The organism is Citrobacter sp. Ce006 (assembly GCF_030336535.1).
GTDB lineage: Bacteria > Pseudomonadota > Gammaproteobacteria > Enterobacterales > Enterobacteriaceae > Citrobacter > Citrobacter europaeus.
On the sequence record NZ_JAOWDO010000073.1, the window covers coordinates 373,277 to 396,722 of the forward strand.

The following is a 23,446-nucleotide window of genomic DNA, read 5'->3' on the forward strand; positions in this document are numbered from 1 at the left end:
TTTCGAGGGTGAAGGTAAGTTACTGGTTGATAGTTTCCAGATCGTGGCGAATCTTCTCTTCCATCGCTTCGTATTTACGGAAGAAAAGCAGCGGGATCGCCGCGAGAGCGAAGAGCAGGGCGGGCGCCCAGATAAAGGCCCAGGTAATTCCCTCCAGACCTGCAGCATTCTGGGCGTGGTTCGGAACATAGCCAAAACTGTTCATGATCCAGGCGGCGAATGCAGTACCCAAACCACTGCCCATCTTGATGCAAAAAGTACTGCCGAAGGCGATAAGAATGCCGGTAGCCTTGATACCCGTCTTCCATGCGCCGAAGTCGACGGCGAAGCCCAGCATGGCAAACGGCATTGAACAGGCGATACCGCTGCCTATATTGCCAAGAACCCAGGCGGCGATGAGGAAAGGAATGTTGTCCGCAGCCAGCCACATCATGACGCCGCCAAGCGTGGCGACCAGCAGACCACCTACCCATATCCAGGTTTTAGCGAGGTATTTGCTAATGAAAGGAATGGCGATGATAAACAGGATCTGAATTGTCGCCAGGCTGTTAATCAGTGGAACCAGATCTTTGCGGTCGAGGTTGTAGGTCAGATAGTAGACAATGGTCGTGGAGCGCTGTTGTAGGGCAATCCAGAAGATCAAATTTGCCAGCACCATTAAGATCCATGGCCAGTTACCTTTCATCGCCGCGAAGCTTTTTTTCATCGGCAATCTGGGTTCTTGCTGAATTTTATCCGCATCCATTTCGCGGATATTTTTAAAGGCGAAAAGCGTTAACGAACAGGATATGACGGCAAACAAAATTGCCGTATAAATAAAACCTGCATGGTTGTTTCCATTACCTAAAAATGCAACCAGGGGCAACGCAGTGGCATTCATTAATAACACCCCAATTTGCCCGCCGGCCATTCTCCAGGAATTTAATACCAGACGCTCCTTAGGGGACAGGGTCATCAAGGGTAATATTGCGCTGAGAGGTGTATTAAGTCCGGTAAATAGAATACTGGCGATCATGTAGGATATTGCTGCATAGATGGCTTTTCCTGTCATACTGATATCAGGAGACCAAAATGACAGCGCGCTAAATACACAAAAAGGCAGCGGTAACCATAAAAACCAGGGGCGGCATTTACCGTAACGCGAACGCGTTTTATCGATGATGATCCCCCAGATGGGGGCGTCTATGCCGTCTACAATACGCGCCAGCAGTAGGATAACCCCGGCTACGGCGAGGCTGATACCCGCAACATCGGTGTAGAAATATAAGATGTAGGTTGAACCGAAACAGTACAGCAGATTACCCGCCACATCCAAAGAGCCGTAGCTAATACGCTGCAGTAAAGATAATGATGCTGACCCGCAAGACTGGGTATCCTCAATAACAGAACTCATAATGATAACTCCGATATTGGTGCGATACGCCCAGAAAAACAGCTTTTACTTTCTAAGCAGTAGGGTGTTTTTTATTTTTTTGTTGCCAGAAAACGTTCACCTTTGGATTGAAATAGTGGTTAATTGGTTTTGTGAAAAATAGTTAACCCAGGTGTCACGATCAATTATCAAATCTTACTTCAGGATTGCGTTTATTCGTTTTTGGCTAAGTTATTATGTCATTTGTTATGGTGGTCACAATTTCCCCTACAATGAAATTAAAAAAGTTAAACAGTGAAAGAAAATAACTTTCATGTCTCTGGTGGGACGGCTGGCTGACAGGAGAAACGGGCAGGAGTGGGATGAACAAGTTCAGCAAATGAGGGGGGCTGTCGAAGCGGGCTGCAAACGACAGACATAAAAAAACCCGCTTGCGCGGGTTTTTTCACAAAGCGACAACAAGCAGGCGATTAAGCCAGTTTGTTGATCTGTGCAGTCAGGTTTGCTTTATGACGTGCAGCTTTGTTTTTGTGGATCAGACCTTTAGCAGCCTGACGGTCCACGATTGGTTGCATTTCGTTAAATGCTTTCAGTGCAGTAGCTTTGTCGCCAGCTTCGATAGCTGCGTATACTTTCTTGATGAAAGTACGCATCATAGAGCGACGGCTAGCGTTGTGCTTGCGGGCCTTTTCAGACTGAACGGCGCGCTTCTTAGCTGATTTGATATTAGCCAAGGTCCAACTCCCAAATGTGTTCTATATGGACAATTCAAAGGCCGAGGAATATGCCCTTTTAGCCTTCTTTTGTCAATGGATTTGTGCAAATAAGCGCCGTTTAAATTGCAGCACTCGTTGCGTAGTGATGGCGCAGGATTCTACCAGCTTGCGTGGCGTGAATACAGCTTTTCCACGAGAAAAATTGCATTAGCGTGCCGCAGAAGGTCTGCAATTTGTTTCATAACAATGAAAACAATCCTCTTTCTGTTTCGTAGAAACAATCGCCGGTTAACGTTGACCGCGGTACAGGGTATACTTTCACGATTTTCACTGTTTTGAGCCAGACATGAAGCTGATACGAGGCATACATAATCTCAGTCAGGCCCCGCATGGGTGTGTGCTGACTATTGGTAATTTCGACGGCGTGCACCGTGGCCACCGCGCGTTGCTGCAGGGCTTACGGGAAGAAGGACGCAAACGCAATTTACCGGTGATGGTGATGATTTTCGAGCCGCAGCCGCTTGAGCTGTTTGCGACGGACAAGTCACCTGCGCGCCTCACCCGCCTGCGGGAAAAACTGCGTTATCTGGCAGAGTGCGGCGTTGATTACGTGCTGTGCGTGCGTTTTGACAGGCGTTTCGCGGCATTAACGGCGCAGACCTTCATCAGCGATCTGCTGGTTAAGCGCCTTGGTGTACAATTTCTTGCCGTTGGCGATGATTTCCGCTTTGGCGCTAGCCGTGAGGGCGATTTCTTGTTATTACAGGAAGCGGGCGCTGAGTATGGTTTTGATATCACCAGCACCCAAACCTTCTGTGAAGGCGGTGTGCGCATTAGCAGCACCGCGGTACGTCAGGCGCTGGCAGAAGATAACCTGCAACTGGCCGAAAGCCTGCTTGGGCATCCTTTTACTATCTCAGGACGCGTCGTTCACGGTGATGAGTTAGGGCGCACCATCGGTTTTCCGACAGCAAATTTACCGCTTCGTCGCCAGGTTTCTCCGGTGAAAGGGGTTTATGCGGTTGAAGTGATGGGACTGGGTGACAAACCGTTGCCCGGCGTCGCCAATATTGGCACCCGCCCGACGGTAGCAGGGGTACGCCAACAGTTGGAAGTGCATCTATTGGACGTTGTAATGGACCTGTATGGTCGCCATATAGATGTAGTGCTGCGTAAAAAAATACGCAGCGAACAGCGATTTGCCTCGCTGGATGAACTAAAAGCGCAGATTGCGCGTGATGAGTTGACTGCCCGCGAATTTTTTGGGCTTACAAAACCGGCTTAATGCCTATACGAGTTTTAAATACGGAACCGAGAATCTGATGAGTGACTATAAATCAACCCTGAATTTGCCGGAAACAGGGTTCCCGATGCGCGGCGATCTCGCCAAGCGTGAACCGGGAATGCTGGCGCGTTGGACTGATGATGACCTGTACGGCATCATTCGTGCGGCCAAAAAAGGCAAAAAAACCTTCATTCTGCATGATGGCCCTCCTTATGCGAATGGCAGCATTCATATTGGTCACTCGGTTAACAAGATTCTGAAAGACATTATCGTGAAGTCCAAAGGACTCACGGGCTATGACTCGCCCTACGTTCCGGGCTGGGACTGCCACGGTCTGCCAATCGAGCTGAAAGTAGAGCAGGAATACGGCAAGCCGGGCGAGAAGTTCACCGCCGCGGAGTTCCGCGCCAAATGCCGTGAATACGCTGCTACGCAGGTTGACGGTCAGCGTAAAGACTTTATCCGTCTTGGCGTGCTGGGCGACTGGTCACATCCGTACCTGACCATGGACTTCAAAACTGAAGCCAACATCATTCGCGCGCTGGGTAAAATCATCGGCAACGGTCACCTGCACAAAGGTGCGAAGCCGGTGCACTGGTGCGTTGACTGCCGTTCCGCGCTGGCGGAAGCGGAAGTTGAGTATTATGACAAAACCTCCCCGTCCATCGACGTGGCGTTCCACGCTGCCGATCAGGACGCGGTGAAAGCGAAATTTGGTGTTTCTGACGTCAACGGCCCGATCTCACTGGTTATCTGGACCACCACCCCGTGGACGTTACCCGCGAACCGCGCAATTTCTCTGGCACCTGATTTTGACTATGCGCTGGTGCAGATTGACGGGCAGGCCGTGATTCTGGCGAAGGATCTGGTTGAAAGCGTCATGCAGCGTATTGGCGCGGCTGAATACACTGTTCTTGGCACGGTGAAAGGCGCTGAGCTGGAACTGCTGCGCTTTACCCATCCGTTTATGGGCTTTGACGTGCCGGCAATTCTTGGCGATCACGTTACGCTGGATGCAGGTACCGGTGCGGTCCATACCGCTGGCGGTCACGGTCCGGATGACTACGTCATCAGCCAGAAATACGGTCTGGAAATCGCTAACCCGGTTGGCCCGGACGGCGCATACCTGGCGGGTACCTATCCGGAACTGGACGGTGTGAACGTCTTTAAAGCTAACGACAAAATTGTTGCGCTGCTGAGTGAAAAAGGCGCGCTACTGCACGTTGAGAAGATGCAGCATAGCTATCCGTGCTGCTGGCGCCACAAGTCGCCGATCATCTTCCGCGCGACGCCGCAGTGGTTCGTCAGCATGGATCAGAAAGGTCTGCGTGCGCAGTCGCTGAAAGAGATCAAAGGCGTGCAGTGGATCCCTGACTGGGGTCAGGCGCGTATTGAATCGATGGTTGCCAACCGTCCTGACTGGTGTATCTCCCGTCAGCGTACGTGGGGTGTGCCGATGTCTCTGTTTGTTCACAAAGACACTGAAGAGCTGCATCCGCGCGCTGTCGAACTGATGGAAGAAGTCGCCAAACGCGTTGAAGTTGACGGCATTCAAGCGTGGTGGGATCTCGATCCGAAAGATATCCTCGGCGACGAAGCTGACCAGTATGTCAAAGTCCCGGATACGCTGGACGTGTGGTTCGACTCTGGTTCAACCCACTCATCCGTCGTGGATGTGCGCCCTGAGTTTGCAGGCCATGCGGCCGATATGTATCTGGAAGGCTCTGACCAGCACCGCGGCTGGTTCATGTCCTCTCTGATGATCTCCACCGCCATGAAAGGCAAAGCACCTTATCGCCAGGTACTGACCCACGGTTTCACCGTTGATGGTCAGGGCCGTAAGATGTCCAAGTCTATCGGTAACACCGTTTCTCCGCAGGATGTGATGAACAAACTGGGCGCGGATATTTTGCGTCTGTGGGTCGCTTCAACCGACTATACCGGTGAAATGGCCGTTTCTGACGAAATCCTGAAACGTGCTGCCGACAGCTATCGTCGTATCCGTAACACCGCGCGCTTCCTGCTGGCGAACCTGAACGGGTTCGATCCGGTAAAAGATATGGTGAAACCGGAAGAGATGGTGGTACTGGACAGGTGGGCGGTAGGCTGTGCGCAAGCGGCGCAGGAAGAGATCCTGAAAGCTTACGAAGCCTATGACTTCCACGAAGTGGTACAGCGTCTGATGCGCTTCTGCTCTGTAGAAATGGGTTCGTTCTACCTCGACATCATCAAAGACCGTCAGTACACCGCGAAAGCGGACAGTGTGGCGCGTCGTAGCTGCCAGACTGCGCTGTTCCATATTGCAGAAGCGCTGGTTCGCTGGATGGCGCCGATCATGTCCTTCACCGCCGATGAAATCTGGGGCTACCTGCCGGGCGATCGTGAGAAGTACGTCTTTACCGGGGAATGGTACGAAGGTCTGTTTGGTTTAGGCGAAACCGAAGCGATGAATGACGCCTACTGGGACGAGCTGCTGAAAGTGCGCGGCGAAGTGAACAAGGTCATCGAGCAGGCGCGTGCGGATAAGAAAGTCGGTGGTTCTCTGGAGGCGGCAGTGACCCTGTACGCTGAACCAGAACTGGCGGCGAAACTGACCGCGCTGGGCGAAGAGTTGCGTTTTGTTCTGCTGACCTCCGGTGCGACGGTTGCGGATTATGCAGCGGCTCCTGCTGATGCTCAGCAGAGCGAACTGCTCAAAGGTCTGAAAATCGTTCTCGGCAAAGCCGAAGGTGAGAAATGCCCGCGCTGCTGGCATTACACTACCGACGTCGGCCAGGTGGCGGAACACGCAGAAATCTGCGGACGCTGTGTCAGCAACATCGCCGGTGATGGCGAACAACGTAAGTTTGCCTGATGAGTAAGCCTCTTTGTTCAACAGGACTACGCTGGCTGTGGCTGGTGGTAGTCGTGCTGATTATCGATTTAGGCAGCAAATACCTGATCCTCCAGAACTTTGCTCTGGGGGATACGGTGTCGCTGTTTCCGTCGCTTAATCTGCACTACGCGCGTAACTATGGTGCGGCGTTTAGCTTCTTAGCTGACAGCGGCGGCTGGCAACGTTGGTTCTTTGCCGGTATCGCTATTGGTATCTGCGTTATCCTGATGGTGATGATGTATCGCTCGAAGGCAACGCAGAAGCTAAACAACATCGCGTATGCATTAATCATTGGCGGTGCGCTGGGCAACCTGTTCGACCGCCTGTGGCACGGCTTCGTGGTTGATATGATTGACTTTTACGTCGGCGACTGGCATTTCGCGACATTCAATCTGGCCGATACAGCTATCTGTATCGGGGCGGCATTGATTGTTCTCGAAGGCTTCCTGCCGTCGAAAGAGAAAAAAGCCGCATAAAAAAATGCCGGATGGCGCTATGCTAATCCGGCTTACAATATACTGCGATCCTTGTAGGCCCGGTAAGCGTAGCGCCACCGGGCAAACAGGCGGCAGCAATTTTAAAGAGCAACCTGCATGTCTAAATCAGTACAGAGTAACAGTGCGGTGCTGGTGCACTTCACCCTTAAGCTCGACGATGGCTCCACCGCAGAGTCAACCCGCAATAACGGCAAGCCTGCGCTGTTTCGCCTGGGCGACGGTTCTCTGTCTGAAGGACTGGAACAACACCTGCTGGGGTTAAAAGAAGGTGATAAAACCACTTTTGCTCTGGAACCGGATGCCGCCTTTGGCGTGTCAAGCCCGGACTTAATTCAGTATTTCTCGCGTCGGGAATTTATGGACGCGGGTGAGCCAGAAATTGGCGCTATCATGCTCTTTACCGCAATGGACGGCAGTGAGATGCCTGGCGTGATCCGCGAAATTAACGGTGACTCGATCACGGTTGATTTCAACCATCCGCTGGCCGGGCATACCGTTCATTTTGATATTGAAGTGCTGGAAGTCGAACCGGCACTGGAGGCGTAAAATGCAGATCCTGTTGGCCAACCCGCGCGGTTTTTGCGCTGGTGTAGACCGCGCTATCAGCATTGTGGAAAACGCGCTAGCTATTTACGGCGCGCCGATTTATGTCCGTCACGAAGTGGTGCATAACCGCTATGTGGTGGATAGCCTGCGCGAGCGCGGCGCTATTTTTATCGAGCAAATCAGCGAAGTGCCGGATGGCGCGATCCTGATTTTCTCAGCTCATGGCGTATCTCAGGCGGTACGTAACGAGGCCAAAGGCCGTGACCTCACGGTTTTTGATGCGACCTGCCCGCTGGTAACGAAAGTGCATATGGAAGTTGCCCGCGCCAGCCGTCGCGGTGAAGAGTCGATTCTTATCGGCCACGCTGGTCACCCGGAAGTCGAAGGCACAATGGGCCAGTACAGCAACCCGCAAGGGGGAATGTATCTGGTTGAATCACCGGAAGATGTGCTGAAACTGGACGTCAAAAATGAAGGCAAATTATCCTTCATGACGCAGACCACGCTCTCCGTCGACGACACCTCTGACGTCATTGACGCGCTGCGCCAACGCTTCCCGAAAATTGTCGGGCCGCGCAAAGACGATATCTGTTATGCCACCACCAACCGTCAGGAAGCGGTTCGCGCGCTGGCGGAACAGGCTGATGTTGTGCTGGTGGTCGGCTCGAAAAACTCCTCTAACTCCAACCGTCTGGCTGAACTGGCCCAGCGAATGGGGAAAGCAGCGTATTTGATTGACGATGCGACCGACATCCAGGAAGCGTGGGTGAAAGAAGCTACGTGCGTAGGCGTGACGGCCGGAGCCTCGGCGCCGGATATCCTGGTGCAAAACGTGATTGCTCGTCTGCAAGAGCTTGGCGGTGGAGAAGCTATTCCGCTGGAAGGCCGTGAAGAAAACATTGTTTTCGAAGTACCGAAAGAGCTGCGTGTGGATGTTCGTGAAGTAGAGTAAGTCTTTCCGGTTACGATTATGAGAAGATGCCAGACTTAACGTCTGGCATTTTTTTATGGAGAAACCATGCGCTTACCGATCATTCTTGATACCGATCCCGGCATTGATGATGCCGCCGCTATTGCCGCCGCGCTGTTTGCCCCTGAGCTGGATCTGCAACTAATGACCACGGTAGCAGGCAATGTGTCGGTGGAAAAAACCACCCGTAATGCGTTGCAACTGCTGCACTTCTGGAATGCGGATGTTCCGCTGGCGCAGGGAGCATCGATGCCGCTGGTGCGACCGCTGCGTGATGCCGCTTCCGTACACGGCGAGTCCGGTATGGAAGGGTATGAGTTTGTCGAGCACGATCGCCAGGTGATGGCAAAACCCGCCTTCCAGGCGATTCGCGATGCACTGATGCATGCCCCGCAGCCCGTGACGCTGGTGGCGATTGGCCCGCTGACCAACATTGCGCTGCTGCTGACCCATTATCCTGAATGCGTATTCAACATTCAGCGTCTGGTGATTATGGGGGGGTCAGCCGGGCGCGGGAACTTCACGCCAAACGCCGAGTTTAATATTGCTATCGATCCCGAGGCTGCCGCGAAAGTTTTCCAGAGCGGGCTGGAGATTGTGATGTGTGGGTTGGATGTCACTAATCAGGCCATGCTCGCCCCAGACTATCTGGCGACGTTGCCTCAGCTTAACCAGACGGGAAAAATGCTGCACGCGCTGTTTAGCCATTACCGTAGCGGCAGCATGAATACGGGGCTGCGAATGCACGACCTGTGCGCTATTGCCTGGCTGGTGCGCCCAGAACTGTTTACCCTGCAGCCGTGCTTCGTGGCGGTTGAAACCCAGGGCGAATATACCTCGGGTACGACGGTGGTGGATATTGAAGGGCGTTTGGGTCATTCGGCAAATGCCCAGGTCGCGCTGGGCCTTGACGTTGAGGGGTTCCAGCAGTGGGTGGCAGAGGTGCTGGCGCTGGCGCCATGAGGCTGTGATCCGGCCCGCAATATGCAAACAGAATTAGCAGGTTAATCGATTAATCTGCTAATCTTACCCTGTTGTTCTCCTCGGGCCGGAGACACATATGAACCTTTCTTTTATCCAGCCACCGCAGGTGGCGTGGGCAAGCGGCGCTTTGGCCGATGGCCCGTTATTGCGCAAATCCACCCGTATTCAGGATCTTACTCACGTTTTTGCCGATGAAAGCGCCCGTCAGCAACTGGCTGGCGAGCAGGTCGTGTATGACGTTGAGATGCTGGATACATCTCCCGCAGATGGTGAACTCTACACCGGCGTTACTCATCTTTATCCTGGCCGGGTCGGCTGCGAATATTTTATGACCCGCGGGCATTTCCATGCGCGCCGCGAACAGGGGGAAGTCTATTTTGGCTTGCGTGGCACCGGTTTGCTGCTGTTGCAAACCGAACAGGGCGACGCGAGGCTGGAAAAGGTATTCGCCGGATCCGTCCATATTATCCCTGGCTTTACCGCACATCGGTTAATCAACACCGGGGAGGAGGTGCTGTCGGCGCTCGCCGTATGGCCGGGGATTGCGGGACATGATTATGCGGCGCTTGCCAGGGGCTTCAGAATAAGAGTCTTTGAAGAAAATAAGAGGGTTCAGGCGAAGGAGGTACAGAATGGCTGACTTAGCGCATTCTTACGGCCTCGATATGACGGTTCATCATTGCCCGCTTGGTTTTAGCTATGGGGATGAGGTTACCGGGCCGATGCCGGAAATTCGTCAACTCGATGACATCCGCGCCTCGCTGCGCGATCCATACTGTGAAGGGCCGCAAGAGGTGTATGCCATTGCGATGGATGTGGCGCGAATGCAGGATCGCGAAGAGTTGAAAAAGCGGATGCTGTTGTTTGGCGTGGTGACCTATGCGGCGGGACGGCTGGGGGAGGAGCCGGTGCGTAGTCAGGGACATATTCATCGTATCAGTCAGCACAGCGGCTGGTCCCCGCCGGAGCTTTACGAAATCTGGCAGGGAAAAGCGATAATCTATATGCAGGAGTATGTTGAGGACGACCCGGGCCGCTGTTTCGCTGTGATCGCTGAACCCGGTGAGAAAGTGCTGGTACCACCCGGTTGGGGACATGCGACCATATCCGCAGACCCGAATGTACCGTTAACTTTTGGCGCGTGGTGCGATCGTGAATATGGTTTTGAGTACGAGGCCGTTCGTGCGCATAAAGGGTTGGCGTGGTATCCGTTACTGCAGGGAAACAACGTTATCTGGCAGCATAATCCGCGTTACACTCCTGGACGACTGCAGGCCGTAACGCCCCGACAATATACCGAGCTTTCGATTACTTCCGCACCTGTTTACCAGCAATTCATCGAGGACCCGGCGCGTTTTCAATTTATCTCGCGCCCGGATAAGCACCCTGAGTTGTGGCAAAACTTTCATCCATAAAGAGCCGGGGCATAGCCCCGGTACTGATATTGCCGGATAAGCGGATGCGCCATCCGGCAAATGACAGGCACATGTGAGAGGCTACCCTGCAAACAGGCCCGTAGCGACGCCGATGGCGGCCAGTATCAACAGTAAAATCATCGCCTTCACTGGCGACACACCACGTTTGGCCATCAGATACCAGGTGCCAAGCACCACAATCAGCGGCAGTAACTGTGGGAAGATACCGTCCAGCATTTGTTGAACGTGGATATTCACTCCATCTTTGGTAATAAATTCCAGCCCGGTACCCAGCTTAACGTAGCTTGCCGCCACGCCTCCCATAACAAACACGCCCAGCAGCGATAACGCTTCACGCAGACGGGCAGACTTGCTGCTCACCAGCATTTCCACCGAGCCGGAACCCATCTTGTAGCCTTTCAGGAACAGGAACCACGAACCGGGAATGATGATAGCCAGCCAGGCAACGGTATAAAACAGCGGCCCCAGAATGTTACCGCCGGCCGCCAGGGCCATACCGATGCTGAGCAAGATAGGGATCAACATGCCAGGGATCATTGAATCGCCGATCCCGGCAATAGGGCCCATCAGACCAACCTTCAGGGTATTGATGGTCTCCCCATCGATCGGCTCACCGTTCGCTTTTTTCTCTTCCAGCCCCAGCACCATGCCATTTACGATCGCGCCTATCTGGGGTTCCGTATTATAGAACGAGGCGTGGCGGCGCAGCATCTCAGTACGCTGGGCTGCGTCGGGATAGAGCTTTTTCGCCACCGGGAGCATACTCAGGCAAAAGCCAAAAGATTCCAGACGTTCAAAGCTCATCGATGACAAGTTGTGCATCATCCATGCGCGCCAGCAGCGGCGAAGATCTTTACGTGTAAGTGTGCGTTCTTCCATCAGAATTCATCCTCATCATCATCGGCTACCGACTTTGCATTCGCGGCCTGCGGCGGTTCCGGTTTGTAGTTGTAATGGATCAACGCCAGCAGCGAACCGATGATCACCAGCGCGACCATGTTGAGTTTTAAAAAGACGATGCAGACAAAACCGACGAGGAAGTAGATCAGCATGGTGTAGTTTTTGATGATCTGCTTGAGCAAAATCGCGATCCCGACGGCGGGTAAAATGCCGCCCAGTACGTTCATCGTCGACAGAACAATTTTCGGTAAACTGTCCATAAAACCGCTGATGTATTGTGCCCCGAAGTAGACTGCAATAAAGGTCGGTACAAAGCGCAGGACAAAGTTTGTCACCTGTGGCCAGATGGCGCTGTTCAGGTAAATGCCGCGTTCGTCGCCCCGTTCCAGCGCCACATCTGCCCGGTGATTCCAGAAGGAGTTCAGTACCATCATCGCGTTAAACAAAATGGTTCCGGCGATACCGATGGTGGCTGCCAGCGCAACCACGACCTCGGGGCCTTTTCCGGAAAGGATCCCTAAAGCAATTGCCGGATAAGCCACAAAGTTGAGGTCGGCGGGCATCGAACCGCCGGGTGTAACCATCGCGATATACACCGCCTGAACCGCAACGCCAATCATGATCCCGGTTTTAATGTCGCCGAGGATAATCCCGACCAGCATTCCGGAAATCAGCGGGCGGGTGATCAGGTACCAGCCGCCGGTCAGTCCCAGCAGCCAGGGGCTGCTGAGGGCGCCGAGATAGCAAAGTATGCCAATCAACGTAGCTTCGATAATCATCGTGCGCTCCTTATTTCAGCTTCTGACGTGCGTCCTGCCAGCTGTAGCAACTGGCATCAGGAACCAGGCGAAACTCAACCAGGTGCCCATGCTGCGTCAGCCAGTCAAAGGCGGCAATTTCATCCCCGTTGACCGACTGATTCGGGCCGATGGTGGTGGTATCAGCACGGGCACTCATTGGACCCACATTAATCTTGCCGTTGGCATTTTTCAGGCTGATACCGGCTTCTTCAATGCGTTTGAGCGTCACGGGGGATTTGCCAATGACGAAATAACGCTTCTCGCTGGCAATGACTTTCGGCAGTTTTTCAATCGCGGTGGCCGTATCAAACAACCAGACTTTAGTGTCCTGCACGGCGCCTTTCATCACCGAAGAGAGCAGAGGGTCGGCCGCGACGGCGTCGTCTATCGCGACAATTCCGTCACAGGGCAGCTCTTTGGCCCAACGTGTCACGAGCTGCCCATGGATTACGCGGTCATCGATACGTACAAAAGAAATACTCATAGTGGTTTCCTTTAAAAATCGTCGGACTGAACGGATAAAACCGGGGCGGCTTTAATCAGCGTGGGTACCGTCAACGCCAACAGCTCGACGGCTGCGGCGTGAACGTCCGTTAAATGGCGGATCTCCTCGCTTTGTAACAGCATCGGGAAATTAACTCCCGCTACCACGGCAACGGGAGGAACCGTTTGTGCAGAAAACGCATGATGGCAGGCGACATTCCACGGCGTACCGCTTTGCATGTCACACAGCACCAGAACGCCGTCAGCGTCTTTCCCGGCACTTGCGAGAACCTGAGAGAACGTCTGTTTAAACCCTTCGATACCTGCCTGTTCACTCAGCGTGACGGGATAAACATGCGGTAATTCTCCGTAAACCATACGACCGCTGGCGAGAAGCGCGTCCGCCAGGGGACCATGGGTGGCAACAATAACGTTAATCATGCGCTTATCCTCTGACCCAGGCCTTAATCGTGGCGAGCTGTTGTCCTATGCCTTTGCCAAACGGCGAAATGCGATACTCTCCAACGGCGGCTGGGATGATAAAGGTCTCTGCATAGTTGACGACAAACGGGGCAAACGCGCCGCTCGGGCTTTCGACAACGGCCTGCGCGCCTTCGACCAGGTTCAGGACGTTTACGCCGCCATGGGTATGGTGAGTGACCGGTGCCGTAAACCAGTGGCGGCGCGTTTCGATAAATTCGCGTTCGTGCATTCCGGTTCTTTCTTCTCGCCAACCTTCTCCTTCAGCGAGGGGTTCAATACGGTTGACCAGGTTGTCGTGTACCCATTGCGTGTCACGCTGCCAGTCAATAACCTGCTGACCGTGATCCAGATGTACCGGGCGCGGTAAGCCGTCTAACCCTAAGCGACCCCAGTCCCACAGTTTGAAAGTGAAAATATACGGCGTTGCGCTGATCTCCAGCACCATGGTGCCTGCTCCCGAACAGTGAACGGTTCCGGCGGGGATCAGGAAGTGATCGTGTTTATGCGCAGGGATCTGATTCACGAATCGTTCATCATCAAACGTTTTTTCACCACGACCCGCGGCACGCAGATCGTCGAGCATATCCTGCGGCGCGATCCCGGTTTTGGTGCCGAGATACACCACGGCGTCCGGCTCGGCTTCGAGAATGTAATAGCTCTCATCCTGGGTATAGTGCATGCCAAACTGCTGCTGAATGTATTCGGTGAGCGGATGAACCTGAAAGCTCAAATTCTGACCGCCAATGGTGTCAAGAAAGTCAAAACGGATCGGGAATTCCGCGCCAAAGCGCGCATGGACTTTTTCGCCTAACAGGGGGCGGGGACAGGTCAGCACCAGATCCTGAGAGGGGATCTCGATCCGCACGTTGCCAAAACGCAGTAACAGGCTGTTTTCCTCGGGCACACAATCAAAACACCACGCGTAATTGGGGGCTGAGGGATCGAGATCGAAGCGTTGTTTCATCCATTGCCCGCCCCAGACGCCGGGGTCAAAGAAAGGGGCAACGCGAAACGGTTGTTGGGTGGTTTGTTGCAGACCGGCGCGTAGCGCGTCGCCGCTGACCATCGCAGGACTATTTTCTACCGTGGTATCGAGCAAATAATCGGCGCGTTTGAGTAACGGCGTTTTGTGTTTGTCGAAGACCCGCCATTCAATGAAAAAAGCACGTTTGTAACGACGAAGAATATCTTCATCCTGGTTTTCTGCCCCCCAGTTACCCAGCCCGTTATGGCGCATGCGTTGCTGAATTTCCCAGCGCGGAAGGTCAGCATAAACCAGCACGTCACCCGGGTGCGCCAATGCAGCGCCAGAGCCGTATACCACGACCAGTCCTTCACTAACGGCATCAATCTGTTGGCGGAGCTGGCTGAGTTTGTCGCTATCAAAAAATTCATCCAGGTGATGACAGGAAAGCACGCCGAATACGCGATCGTCGGTCAGGTTACGTGCCAGTAAATCATGCAGGGCCTGCTCATCGCGACGAGCGGATTCAATATTCAGTACCAGAGCGGTATCAAACGTCCTGATAAGCTGTTGCTCCAGCTCGTCAAGCCGCACGCCCGGATAGCAATCCACGATCAATACGGTTTTGGCTGCGCCAGAAACCCTGGTGTTAAGCACAGAATGGATTGACGACCAACCCTGCCAGGCGTGGTTGTCATAGCCCTGAACGTTAACCTCAGGGTATTTATTATAGGTTGTACGCATTTTCTTTCTCCGTGTTGGCTTATTTAAGATTAATCGATTAACCTTGTTTTCATAGTGTGGTTAACGCGATTAACCCGCCATAATCAGAATCCAGTGCGGTGAAATACGCGTTAGCGTGATGTGAATCACAGGTAAAAAGACAAGATTTCGGTTATTCGATTAACCTTCGTAATAAATCAGGAGAAGTCATGACAACAGTCACGTTGGCGCAGGTAGCTGAACGCGCGGGAGTCTCCACGGCAACCGTTTCAATGGTGTTGCGTAACCGGGGGCGCATTTCTCAGGCCACGCGTGACCGGGTGCTCAAAGCGCTGGATGATGCTGGGTACGTTTATAACCAAACTGCCGCCAACCTGCGTAACCGGAGCAGTAATCAGGTCGGATTGTTGTTACACGATATCACTAACCCTTTTTACGGTGAGATGACGGCAGGGCTAAGCCACGAGATGGAACGGCATGACCTGCTGTTGTTTCTGGCAAACAGCGAAGAGTCAGGAGAGCGGCAGCAAAAATTTGTTGATTCGTTGATGCGCAATAATGCCTGCGGCATGGTGCTCTGCGCGGCGCGCGAAACGCCGACATCCTTCTTTGAAGCGCTGAAAAGGCGCAATATTCCCGCCATCATGGTGGTCCGTCCCCTTAGCGATCCTGATTTTGATTTTGTGGGCACCGATAACTTTCTCGGTACGCAAATGGCGACCACCCATTTAGTCAAAATGGGGCACAAGAATATTGCGTTTATTGGCGGGAGCCCAAGTTCCGGCAGCCGGGCGCAGCGTATCGGCGGATTCACCAGCACATTGCTGGAGCATGGAATATCGCCGAATCCGCAATGGATAGTGGCGACGCAGGCCAGCCAAATTGACGGCGCAAAAGTGGCGGAGTCTCTTCTTCTGCGTTTCCCTCAAATTACCGCCGCCGTTTGCTATCAGGATATCGTGGCGCTTGGGGTCATGCAGGCATTGCGTAAGATGGGGCGTGAACCAGGACGCGATTTTGCGCTGGTGGGGTTCGATGACATCACCGAAGCGGCGCTGGTACAACCTGCGCTCACCACCGTGTCGGTGGCGGCAAAAGAGATAGGTCGCAAGGCTGGAGAGCTACTTTACAGTCGCATTCAGGGAAATGACGAACCACCGAAACGTATTATTCTGCCGCCTGCGCTGGTGGTCAGAGAATCATGTGGTTTTAGCTGATCGTCATGCCTTTTACTGATATCTCTGCCTGTTTATCATTAAATTCTAATTATCGACGTTTTCGGCTGGCGGCGCAGCGTTGCGCTGGTTAATCTGAAAACGATTTACGTAAAATTAACAAAAGAGAATAGCTATGCATGATGCACAAATCCGCGTTGCCATCGCGGGAGCCGGAGGACGCATGGGGCGTCAGTTGATTCAGGCCACTCTCGGCATGGATGGCGTACAGCTCGGCGCGGCGCTGGAGCGCGAAGGATCTTCCTTACTGGGAAGCGATGCTGGAGAGTTAGCGGGAGCCGGGAAAACGGGCGTTACCGTACAAAGTAGCCTTGAAGCAGTGAAAGATAATTTCGATGTTTTCATCGATTTTACCCGCCCGGAAGGCACGCTGGCGCATCTGGCGTTTTGCCGCCAGCACGGTAAAGGGATGGTGATTGGCACCACCGGCTTTGATGACGCAGGTAAACAAGCTATTCACGATGCCGCGCAGGAGATTGCTATCGTTTTCGCCGCGAACTTTAGCGTTGGCGTCAATGTCATGCTTAAGCTGCTGGAGAAGGCGGCGAAAGTGATGGGTGATTACACCGATATTGAGATTATTGAAGCCCACCACCGCCATAAAGTGGATGCGCCGTCAGGCACTGCGCTGGCGATGGGCGAGGCGATTGCCGGGGCGCTGGATAAAGATTTAAAAGAGTGCGCGGTCTATTCGCGTGAAGGTTACACCGGTGAGCGCGTACCGGGCACGATCGGTTTTGCCACGGTGCGGGCGGGGGATATCGTCGGTGAGCATACCGCGATGTTTGCCGATATTGGCGAGCGTATAGAGATCACGCATAAAGCGTCCAGCCGTATGACCTTTGCCAATGGCGCAGTGCGATCGGCGATTTGGCTGAAATCAAAGTCAAATGGTCTTTTTGATATGAAAGATGTGCTTGATTTACGCAATTTATAGCTTTTATTACCCTTCGTGATGTGGTTATTGTAATCATAATTACTTGATTACATAGGGCAATATTTTATTGCCCTTTTATTTTTTGCTTTTGAGTGTGTTTTTTCTTTTAATCTAGCATTTGTCTGTATTTTGTTGGGTGATTCTGTTATCTCAATGTAAATTTTGACCAAATGGTCCACTTTTTTCTATCATACTTCATGTTTTTACACTCTTTGCCTGCCGCAAGCGTTTTCCACCCCGAGTTAGCTGATCTTTTTGCCTGTTAAATCGTGTGATTTATCCCAGTGGCGTAAAATAATAATAAAAAATGCCCTTTTGGGTAGACTTTTACGTGGGCTATCTCTAGAATGCCGCCGTTTGCCAGAAATCCATAGGTAAGCAAATTTGCATTGATTCATGAGGTGTTAATGAATTAATATGCAAATAAAGTGAGTGAATATTCTCTGGAGGGTGTTTTGATTAAGTCAGCGCTATTGGTTCTGGAAGACGGAACCCAGTTTCACGGTCGGGCCATAGGGGCAACAGGTTCGGCGGTTGGGGAAGTCGTTTTCAATACTTCAATGACCGGTTATCAAGAAATCCTCACTGATCCTTCCTATTCCCGCCAAATCGTCACTCTTACTTATCCTCATATCGGTAATGTCGGCACCAACGAAGCCGATGCAGAATCTTCTCAGGTACATGCGCAAGGCCTGGTCATCCGCGACCTGCCGCTGATTGCCAGCAACTTTCGCGATACTGAAGACCTCTCTTCTTACCTCAAACGCCATAACATTGTGGCGATTGCCGATATCGATACCCGTAAGCTGACGCGTTTGCTGCGTGAAAAGGGCGCACAAAACGGCTGCATCATCGCGGGCGATAACCCGGATGCGGCGCTGGCACTGGAAAAAGCGAAAGCCTTCCCGGGTCTGAACGGTATGGATCTGGCGAAAGAAGTGACCACCGCGGAGCCTTATAGCTGGACGCAGGGGAGCTGGACGCTGGCCGGTGACCTGCCGGAAGCTAAATCCGCCGATGAACTGCCGTTCCACGTTGTGGCTTACGATTTCGGCGCCAAACGTAACATTCTGCGTATGTTAGCGGACCGCGGCTGCCGCCTGACGGTGGTTCCGGCGAAGACCTCCGCAGAAGACGTGCTGGCGATGAATCCAGACGGCATTTTCCTGTCCAACGGCCCTGGCGACCCGGCGCCGTGCGACTACGCGATTACCGCGATTCAGAAATTCCTCGAAACCGATATTCCGGTATTTGGCATCTGCCTCGGCCATCAGCTGCTGGCGCTGGCGAGCGGTGCGAAGACCATTAAGATGAAGTTTGGCCACCACGGCGGCAACCATCCGGTAAAAGATATTGATAACAACACCGTGATGATCACCGCGCAGAACCACGGTTTTGCGGTCGATGAGGCTTCCATGCCTGCCAACCTGCGCGTGACCCACAAGTCACTGTTCGACGGCACCCTGCAGGGGATTCATCGTACCGACAAACCGGCGTTCAGCTTCCAGGGTCACCCTGAAGCGAGCCCTGGCCCGCACGATGCCGCACCGCTGTTCGATCACTTCATCGAACTTGTAGAGCAATACCGTAAGACCGCTAAATAATCAGGAGCTGAGAAGACAATGCCAAAACGTACAGACATAAAAAGCATCCTGATCCTCGGCGCGGGTCCGATTGTTATCGGTCAGGCGTGTGAGTTTGACTACTCCGGCGCGCAGGCGTGTAAAGCGCTGCGTGAAGAGGGTTACCGCGTTATTCTGGTGAACTCCAACCCGGCAACCATCATGACCGACCCGGAAATGGCCGATGCCACCTACATCGAGCCGATTCACTGGGAAGTGGTGCGTAAAATCATCGAAAAAGAGCGCCCGGACGCGGTGCTGCCAACTATGGGCGGTCAGACGGCGCTTAACTGCGCGCTGGAACTGGAACGTCAGGGCGTACTGGCTGAGTTCGGCGTGACCATGATTGGCGCGACGGCGGATGCCATTGATAAAGCGGAAGACCGTCGTCGCTTCGACATCGCGATGAAAAAAATTGGTCTTGATACCGCGCGTTCAGGCATCGCCCACACCATGGAAGAAGCGCTGGCGGTTGCCGCTGACGTTGGCTTCCCGTGCATTATCCGCCCTAGCTTCACCATGGGCGGCACCGGCGGCGGTATCGCCTACAACCGCGAAGAGTTCGAAGAAATCTGCGAACGTGGTCTGGATCTTTCCCCAACCAACGAGCTGCTGATTGATGAATCGCTGATTGGCTGGAAAGAGTACGAGATGGAAGTGGTGCGTGATAAAAACGACAACTGCATCATCGTCTGCTCCATCGAAAACTTTGACGCAATGGGTATCCATACCGGTGACTCCATCACCGTAGCACCTGCCCAGACGCTGACCGACAAAGAATATCAAATCATGCGTAACGCCTCGATGGCGGTACTGCGTGAAATCGGCGTGGAAACCGGCGGTTCTAACGTCCAGTTTGCGGTAAACCCGAAAAACGGTCGCCTGATTGTCATCGAGATGAACCCGCGTGTATCCCGTTCTTCTGCGCTGGCATCTAAAGCCACCGGTTTCCCGATTGCGAAAGTCGCCGCCAAGCTGGCGGTGGGCTATACCCTCGACGAACTGATGAACGACATCACCGGCGGCCGTACTCCGGCTTCATTTGAGCCGTCCATCGACTACGTTGTGACCAAAATTCCACGCTTCAACTTCGAGAAATTCGTTGGCGCTAACGACCGTCTGACCACGCAGATGAAATCTGTCGGTGAAGTGATGGCGATTGGCCGCACCCAGCAGGAATCGCTGCAGAAAGCGCTGCGCGGTCTGGAAGTGGGCGCGACCGGCTTCGACCCGAAAGTAAGCCTCGACGATCCGGAAGCATTGACCAAAATCCGCCGCGAGCTGAAAGACGCGGGCGCTGAGCGTATCTGGTACATCGCCGATGCCTTCCGTGCGGGCCTGTCCATCGATGGCGTGTTCAACCTGACCAACATCGACCGCTGGTTCCTGGTGCAGATTGAAGAGCTGGTGCGTCTGGAAGAAAAAGTCACCGACCTTGGCATTAACGGCCTCGACGCTGACTTCCTGCGCGTACTGAAGCGTAAAGGCTTCGCTGATGCGCGTCTGGCGAAACTGGCCGGCGTACGCGAAGCGGAAATCCGCAAGCTGCGTGACCAATTTAATCTGCACCCGGTCTACAAGCGTGTGGATACCTGTGCGGCAGAATTTGCCACCGATACCGCCTACATGTACTCCACTTATGAAGATGAGTGTGAAGCGAATCCGTCCGTCGACCGCGACAAGATTATGGTGCTGGGCGGCGGTCCAAACCGTATCGGCCAGGGTATTGAGTTTGACTACTGCTGCGTACACGCCTCGCTGGCGCTGCGTGAAGACGGTTACGAGACCATTATGGTCAACTGTAACCCGGAAACGGTTTCTACCGACTACGACACTTCTGACCGCCTGTACTTCGAGCCGGTCACACTTGAAGACGTACTGGAAATCGTGCGCATCGAGAAGCCAAAAGGCGTCATCGTGCAATACGGCGGCCAGACCCCGCTGAAGCTGGCGCGCGCGCTGGAAGCGGCAGGCGTACCGGTTATCGGCACCAGTCCGGATGCTATCGACCGTGCGGAAGACCGCGAGCGTTTCCAGCAGGCGGTTGACCGTCTGAAGCTGAAACAACCGGCTAACGCTACCGTAACCGCCATTGAGATGGCCGTTGAGAAGGCGAAAGAGATTGGTTACCCGCTGGTGGTGCGCCCGTCCTACGTACTTGGCGGCCGCGCGATGGAAATCGTCTATGACGAAGCCGACCTGCGTCGCTACTTCCAGACTGCGGTCAGCGTTTCTAACGATGCGCCAGTGCTGCTGGACCGTTTCCTTGATGATGCAGTTGAAGTGGACGTGGATGCTATCTGCGACGGCGAAATGGTGCTGATTGGCGGCATCATGGAGCACATCGAACAGGCGGGCGTGCACTCTGGCGACTCCGCATGTTCTCTGCCAGCGTACACCCTGAGCCAGGAAATTCAGGATGTGATGCGCCAGCAGGTGCAGAAACTGGCCTTCGAGCTGCAGGTTCGCGGTCTGATGAACGTCCAGTTTGCCGTGAAGAATAACGAAGTTTATCTGATTGAAGTGAACCCGCGTGCGGCGCGTACCGTTCCGTTCGTCTCCAAGGCAACTGGCGTACCGCTGGCAAAAGTCGCGGCGCGCGTGATGGCCGGGAAAACGCTGGCACAGCAGGGCGTAACTAAAGAAGTTATCCCGCCTTACTACTCGGTGAAAGAAGTGGTGCTGCCGTTCAACAAATTCCCAGGCGTTGACCCGCTGTTAGGGCCAGAAATGCGCTCTACCGGGGAAGTGATGGGCGTGGGCCGCACCTTCGCGGAAGCGTTCGCCAAGGCACAACTGGGCAGTAGCTCCACCATGAAAAAGCAGGGTCGTGCGCTGCTCTCGGTTCGCGAAGGCGATAAAGAGCGCGTGGTTGACCTGGCGGCGAAGCTGCTGAAGTTTGGCTTCGAGCTTGATGCGACGCACGGGACCGCGATTGTGTTGGGCGAAGCGGGTATCAATCCACGTCTGGTGAACAAGGTGCATGAAGGCCGTCCGCACATTCAGGACCGTATCAAGAATGGCGAATATACTTACATCATCAACACCACCGAAGGTCGTCAGGCGATTGAAGACTCCAAGCTGATTCGCCGTAGCGCACTGCAGTATAAGGTGCATTATGACACTACCCTGAACGGTGGTTTCGCGACGGCGATGGCGCTAAATGCTGACGCTACCGAGAAGGTGACCTCGGTTCAGGAAATGCACGCGCAGATCAAAAAGGCATAAAAAAAGGGTCCGGTGATAATTGCGTTAACCGGACCAGCAATATAATTTTGAAAGGGTTTCTGTAAAGAAACCCTTTTTTATCTCGTGTAAGGTCATTCCTGGCCAAATGCGCTTTCATAACCACATTTTCAATGTAATAAGCACGATGTTGCTCACACTAATCAACATTCAAGTCGCATACTATCTTTTATATCCACAATTTTAATATGGCTTAGTTTTTATTAATTTGGACAGGCCGTAGCCAGATTTTTAATTTGTGAAATGGTGTGCTTATGTGTGAAAAATATGTTGAAAGACCGCTTTATTTGTTAATCGCTGACTGGATGATGGCTGAGGATCGTTGGATCACCGCAAAGGAAATTTCCCGCCATTTTGATATTGAACACTGCAAAGCAATTAATACGCTCTCTTATATTCTGTCGGAAGTGGGAGAAATTGTTTGTGAAGTTAAGATGATCCCTAATCAGATTGCGGGCCGTGGTTGCCAGTGCCAGCGTCTGGTGAAAGTCATCAGTATTGATTCTCACCTCTACAGACGATTGAATCACAATTTGCAGGAAAAAAAGGTGAGCATGGCGAAAACGCCGCGCCTGTCAGCGGTTCCTCCAACAGAGCTCAACCGTGAGCAGAAATGGCAGATGATGCTCTCCAAGAGTATGCGTCGCTAATTGTCAGTTTGCCTGATGGCGGCATAAACGGTGATTGACTCACAGGCCGGATAAGCGTGAGCGCATCCGGCATCAATTACTGTGCTGATTTTGGTTTCACGTCTGTCGTGCCTTTCAGGCGCGGCCGGTTTTCTTCGACCCGCGTTAAAGGCTGCGTTTCGTGTAGGCCTGTCTGGCAGCGGATAGCAAGGTCCTGATACTCTTTCGTGTTCAGCCGTTTCCAGTGAAGTTCCTGGTCCGTTACTTCGCGTAGAACGCGAACCGGTGAGCCAACCAGCATCTGCCTTGCCTCCCCCTGAAATCCGGCTTTGACAAAGCTCATGGCGGCGACAATGCTCTCTTCGCCAATCACCGCGCCGTCCATAATGACGCTGTTCATACCGATCAGCGCATCTCTGCCCACCACGCAACCGTGCAGGATCGCGCCATGGCCGATGTGTCCATTTTCATGCACGACGGTATCTGTGTCGCAGTAGCCATGCATGATGCAGCCATCCTGCAGATTAGCGCCTGCCTCCAGGATCAAGCGTCCATAGTCTCCGCGCAATGACGCGTGCGGACCAATATAAACTCCAGCCCCCACAATGACATCGCCAATCAGCACGGCGCTGGGATGGACAAAAGCATCCGGATGTACCACCGGAATCAAACCCTCAAAGGCGTAGTAGCTCATCGTTTTATCTCGGTTTTATGGCCGGATAAGCGAAGCGCTATCCGGCATT

22 protein-coding genes are annotated in these 23,446 nt (G+C 53.4%); 14 read left to right on the plus strand and 8 right to left on the minus strand.

Annotated features, from left to right (window positions below; all coding sequences use genetic code 11):
• Nucleotides 1-19: 19 nt before the first annotated feature.
• Both OGV94_RS20520 and rpsT read right to left on the minus strand, forming a co-directional pair.
• A complete protein-coding gene (locus OGV94_RS20520) occupies nucleotides 20-1,393 on the minus strand; it encodes an MFS transporter (RefSeq protein ID WP_286524271.1) in 1,374 nt (457 codons plus the stop codon).
• Nucleotides 1,394-1,842: 449 nt separating this feature from the next.
• Nucleotides 1,843-2,106: a 30S ribosomal protein S20 gene (rpsT, locus tag OGV94_RS20525; protein ID WP_003018940.1), complete on the minus strand. Its 264-nt coding sequence runs from the start codon at nucleotides 2,104-2,106 to the stop codon at nucleotides 1,843-1,845.
• 105 nt (nucleotides 2,107-2,211) lie between these two features.
• Between rpsT and OGV94_RS20530 the strand changes: the two genes are divergently transcribed.
• From OGV94_RS20530 to OGV94_RS20570, 9 genes are all read left to right on the plus strand, one after another.
• A complete protein-coding gene (locus OGV94_RS20530; protein ID WP_072033398.1) occupies nucleotides 2,212-2,427 on the plus strand; it encodes a DUF2575 family protein in 216 nt (71 codons plus the stop codon).
• Between the two features lie 7 nt (nucleotides 2,428-2,434).
• On the plus strand, nucleotides 2,435-3,373 hold the full coding sequence (ribF, locus tag OGV94_RS20535) for a bifunctional riboflavin kinase/FAD synthetase (RefSeq protein ID WP_286524275.1): 939 nt from the start codon (nucleotides 2,435-2,437) through the stop codon (nucleotides 3,371-3,373).
• 37 nt (nucleotides 3,374-3,410) lie between these two features.
• Nucleotides 3,411-6,227, plus strand: a complete 2,817-nt coding sequence (gene ileS / locus OGV94_RS20540) for an isoleucine--tRNA ligase (protein ID WP_043018371.1) — start codon at nucleotides 3,411-3,413, stop codon at nucleotides 6,225-6,227.
• Entirely contained in the window at nucleotides 6,227-6,724 is a 498-nt protein-coding gene (gene lspA, locus OGV94_RS20545) for a signal peptidase II (protein WP_003018932.1), read from the plus strand. The genes ileS and lspA overlap by 1 nt, the downstream gene beginning before the upstream one ends.
• 117 nt (nucleotides 6,725-6,841) lie before the next feature.
• Nucleotides 6,842-7,291 (plus strand): FKBP-type peptidyl-prolyl cis-trans isomerase, encoded by a 450-nt coding sequence (gene fkpB, locus OGV94_RS20550; RefSeq protein WP_003018929.1) that lies wholly within the window; start codon nucleotides 6,842-6,844, stop codon nucleotides 7,289-7,291.
• A 1-nt stretch (nucleotide 7,292) separates the two neighbouring features.
• Nucleotides 7,293-8,243 (plus strand): 4-hydroxy-3-methylbut-2-enyl diphosphate reductase, encoded by a 951-nt coding sequence (gene ispH, locus OGV94_RS20555; RefSeq protein WP_043018372.1) that lies wholly within the window; start codon nucleotides 7,293-7,295, stop codon nucleotides 8,241-8,243.
• A 66-nt stretch (nucleotides 8,244-8,309) separates the two neighbouring features.
• Nucleotides 8,310-9,224 carry a ribonucleoside hydrolase RihC gene (gene rihC, locus OGV94_RS20560; RefSeq protein ID WP_047406313.1) on the plus strand — a complete coding sequence of 305 codons (915 nt, stop codon included), beginning with the start codon at nucleotides 8,310-8,312 and terminating at the stop codon, nucleotides 9,222-9,224.
• Between the two features lie 97 nt (nucleotides 9,225-9,321).
• Nucleotides 9,322-9,885 (plus strand): glucose-6-phosphate isomerase family protein, encoded by a 564-nt coding sequence (locus OGV94_RS20565; RefSeq protein WP_047406310.1) that lies wholly within the window; start codon nucleotides 9,322-9,324, stop codon nucleotides 9,883-9,885.
• Entirely contained in the window at nucleotides 9,878-10,660 is a 783-nt protein-coding gene (locus OGV94_RS20570) for a glucose-6-phosphate isomerase family protein (protein WP_213731778.1), read from the plus strand. Before OGV94_RS20565 ends, OGV94_RS20570 begins: the two co-directional genes overlap by 8 nt.
• Nucleotides 10,661-10,741: 81 nt before the next feature.
• Here OGV94_RS20570 and OGV94_RS20575 read toward each other — a convergent pair whose 3' ends face one another.
• The 5 genes from OGV94_RS20575 to OGV94_RS20595 are packed head-to-tail and all read right to left on the minus strand — an operon-like array spanning nucleotide 10,742 to nucleotide 15,055.
• Nucleotides 10,742-11,560: a PTS system mannose/fructose/sorbose family transporter subunit IID gene (locus tag OGV94_RS20575; RefSeq protein WP_043018376.1), complete on the minus strand. Its 819-nt coding sequence runs from the start codon at nucleotides 11,558-11,560 to the stop codon at nucleotides 10,742-10,744.
• Nucleotides 11,560-12,360, minus strand: a complete 801-nt coding sequence (locus tag OGV94_RS20580) for a PTS mannose/fructose/sorbose/N-acetylgalactosamine transporter subunit IIC (RefSeq protein WP_286524279.1) — start codon at nucleotides 12,358-12,360, stop codon at nucleotides 11,560-11,562. Before OGV94_RS20580 ends, OGV94_RS20575 begins: the two co-directional genes overlap by 1 nt.
• Nucleotides 12,361-12,370: 10 nt before the next feature.
• Nucleotides 12,371-12,865, minus strand: coding sequence for a PTS sugar transporter subunit IIB (locus OGV94_RS20585; RefSeq protein WP_003837349.1), 495 nt, complete (start codon nucleotides 12,863-12,865; stop codon nucleotides 12,371-12,373).
• Nucleotides 12,866-12,876: 11 nt separating this feature from the next.
• Entirely contained in the window at nucleotides 12,877-13,305 is a 429-nt protein-coding gene (locus tag OGV94_RS20590; protein ID WP_286524282.1) for a PTS sugar transporter subunit IIA, read from the minus strand.
• A 4-nt stretch (nucleotides 13,306-13,309) separates the two neighbouring features.
• A complete protein-coding gene (locus OGV94_RS20595) occupies nucleotides 13,310-15,055 on the minus strand; it encodes a class I mannose-6-phosphate isomerase (protein ID WP_043018380.1) in 1,746 nt (581 codons plus the stop codon).
• Between the two features lie 188 nt (nucleotides 15,056-15,243).
• On the opposite strand from OGV94_RS20595, the gene OGV94_RS20600 reads away from it, so the two are divergent.
• The 5 genes from OGV94_RS20600 to caiF all read left to right on the plus strand — a co-directional run bounded on the left by OGV94_RS20600 (nucleotide 15,244) and on the right by caiF (nucleotide 22,724).
• Nucleotides 15,244-16,251, plus strand: a complete 1,008-nt coding sequence (locus OGV94_RS20600; protein WP_043018381.1) for a LacI family DNA-binding transcriptional regulator — start codon at nucleotides 15,244-15,246, stop codon at nucleotides 16,249-16,251.
• Between the two features lie 133 nt (nucleotides 16,252-16,384).
• Nucleotides 16,385-17,206 (plus strand): 4-hydroxy-tetrahydrodipicolinate reductase, encoded by an 822-nt coding sequence (gene dapB, locus OGV94_RS20605; protein WP_286524284.1) that lies wholly within the window; start codon nucleotides 16,385-16,387, stop codon nucleotides 17,204-17,206.
• 455 nt (nucleotides 17,207-17,661) lie between these two features.
• Nucleotides 17,662-18,810 (plus strand): glutamine-hydrolyzing carbamoyl-phosphate synthase small subunit, encoded by a 1,149-nt coding sequence (gene carA / locus OGV94_RS20610; protein ID WP_043018383.1) that lies wholly within the window; start codon nucleotides 17,662-17,664, stop codon nucleotides 18,808-18,810.
• Between the two features lie 18 nt (nucleotides 18,811-18,828).
• On the plus strand, nucleotides 18,829-22,056 hold the full coding sequence (gene carB, locus OGV94_RS20615; RefSeq protein ID WP_047406289.1) for a carbamoyl-phosphate synthase large subunit: 3,228 nt from the start codon (nucleotides 18,829-18,831) through the stop codon (nucleotides 22,054-22,056).
• A 272-nt stretch (nucleotides 22,057-22,328) separates the two neighbouring features.
• A complete protein-coding gene (caiF, locus tag OGV94_RS20620; RefSeq protein WP_043018385.1) occupies nucleotides 22,329-22,724 on the plus strand; it encodes a carnitine metabolism transcriptional regulator CaiF in 396 nt (131 codons plus the stop codon).
• Nucleotides 22,725-22,800: 76 nt separating this feature from the next.
• Here the strand turns inward: caiF and caiE are convergent, their stop codons facing one another.
• Complete coding sequence (caiE, locus tag OGV94_RS20625) at nucleotides 22,801-23,397, minus strand: carnitine operon protein CaiE (RefSeq protein WP_047406286.1); 597 nt, start codon at nucleotides 23,395-23,397, stop codon at nucleotides 22,801-22,803.
• Nucleotides 23,398-23,446: the final 49 nt, after the last annotated feature.

Excerpts from the sequence above, each read along its gene's own strand:
- OGV94_RS20520 (WP_286524271.1), bottom strand. The coding sequence starts at position 1,393 with ATGAGTTCTGTTATTGAGGATACCCAGTCTTGCGGGTCAGCATCATTA.
- ribF (WP_286524275.1), top strand. The coding sequence starts at position 2,435 with ATGAAGCTGATACGAGGCATACATAATCTCAGTCAGGCCCCGCATGGG.
- ileS (WP_043018371.1), top strand. The coding sequence starts at position 3,411 with ATGAGTGACTATAAATCAACCCTGAATTTGCCGGAAACAGGGTTCCCG.
- lspA (WP_003018932.1), top strand. The coding sequence starts at position 6,227 with ATGAGTAAGCCTCTTTGTTCAACAGGACTACGCTGGCTGTGGCTGGTG.
- fkpB (WP_003018929.1), top strand. The coding sequence starts at position 6,842 with ATGTCTAAATCAGTACAGAGTAACAGTGCGGTGCTGGTGCACTTCACC.
- ispH (WP_043018372.1), top strand. The coding sequence starts at position 7,293 with ATGCAGATCCTGTTGGCCAACCCGCGCGGTTTTTGCGCTGGTGTAGAC.
- rihC (WP_047406313.1), top strand. The coding sequence starts at position 8,310 with ATGCGCTTACCGATCATTCTTGATACCGATCCCGGCATTGATGATGCC.
- OGV94_RS20565 (WP_047406310.1), top strand. The coding sequence starts at position 9,322 with ATGAACCTTTCTTTTATCCAGCCACCGCAGGTGGCGTGGGCAAGCGGC.
- OGV94_RS20570 (WP_213731778.1), top strand. The coding sequence starts at position 9,878 with ATGGCTGACTTAGCGCATTCTTACGGCCTCGATATGACGGTTCATCAT.
- OGV94_RS20575 (WP_043018376.1), bottom strand. The coding sequence starts at position 11,560 with ATGGAAGAACGCACACTTACACGTAAAGATCTTCGCCGCTGCTGGCGC.
- OGV94_RS20580 (WP_286524279.1), bottom strand. The coding sequence starts at position 12,360 with ATGATTATCGAAGCTACGTTGATTGGCATACTTTGCTATCTCGGCGCC.
- OGV94_RS20585 (WP_003837349.1), bottom strand. The coding sequence starts at position 12,865 with ATGAGTATTTCTTTTGTACGTATCGATGACCGCGTAATCCATGGGCAG.
- OGV94_RS20590 (WP_286524282.1), bottom strand. The coding sequence starts at position 13,305 with ATGATTAACGTTATTGTTGCCACCCATGGTCCCCTGGCGGACGCGCTT.
- OGV94_RS20595 (WP_043018380.1), bottom strand. The coding sequence starts at position 15,055 with ATGCGTACAACCTATAATAAATACCCTGAGGTTAACGTTCAGGGCTAT.
- OGV94_RS20600 (WP_043018381.1), top strand. The coding sequence starts at position 15,244 with ATGACAACAGTCACGTTGGCGCAGGTAGCTGAACGCGCGGGAGTCTCC.
- dapB (WP_286524284.1), top strand. The coding sequence starts at position 16,385 with ATGCATGATGCACAAATCCGCGTTGCCATCGCGGGAGCCGGAGGACGC.
- carB (WP_047406289.1), top strand. The coding sequence starts at position 18,829 with ATGCCAAAACGTACAGACATAAAAAGCATCCTGATCCTCGGCGCGGGT.
- caiF (WP_043018385.1), top strand. The coding sequence starts at position 22,329 with ATGTGTGAAAAATATGTTGAAAGACCGCTTTATTTGTTAATCGCTGAC.
- caiE (WP_047406286.1), bottom strand. The coding sequence starts at position 23,397 with ATGAGCTACTACGCCTTTGAGGGTTTGATTCCGGTGGTACATCCGGAT.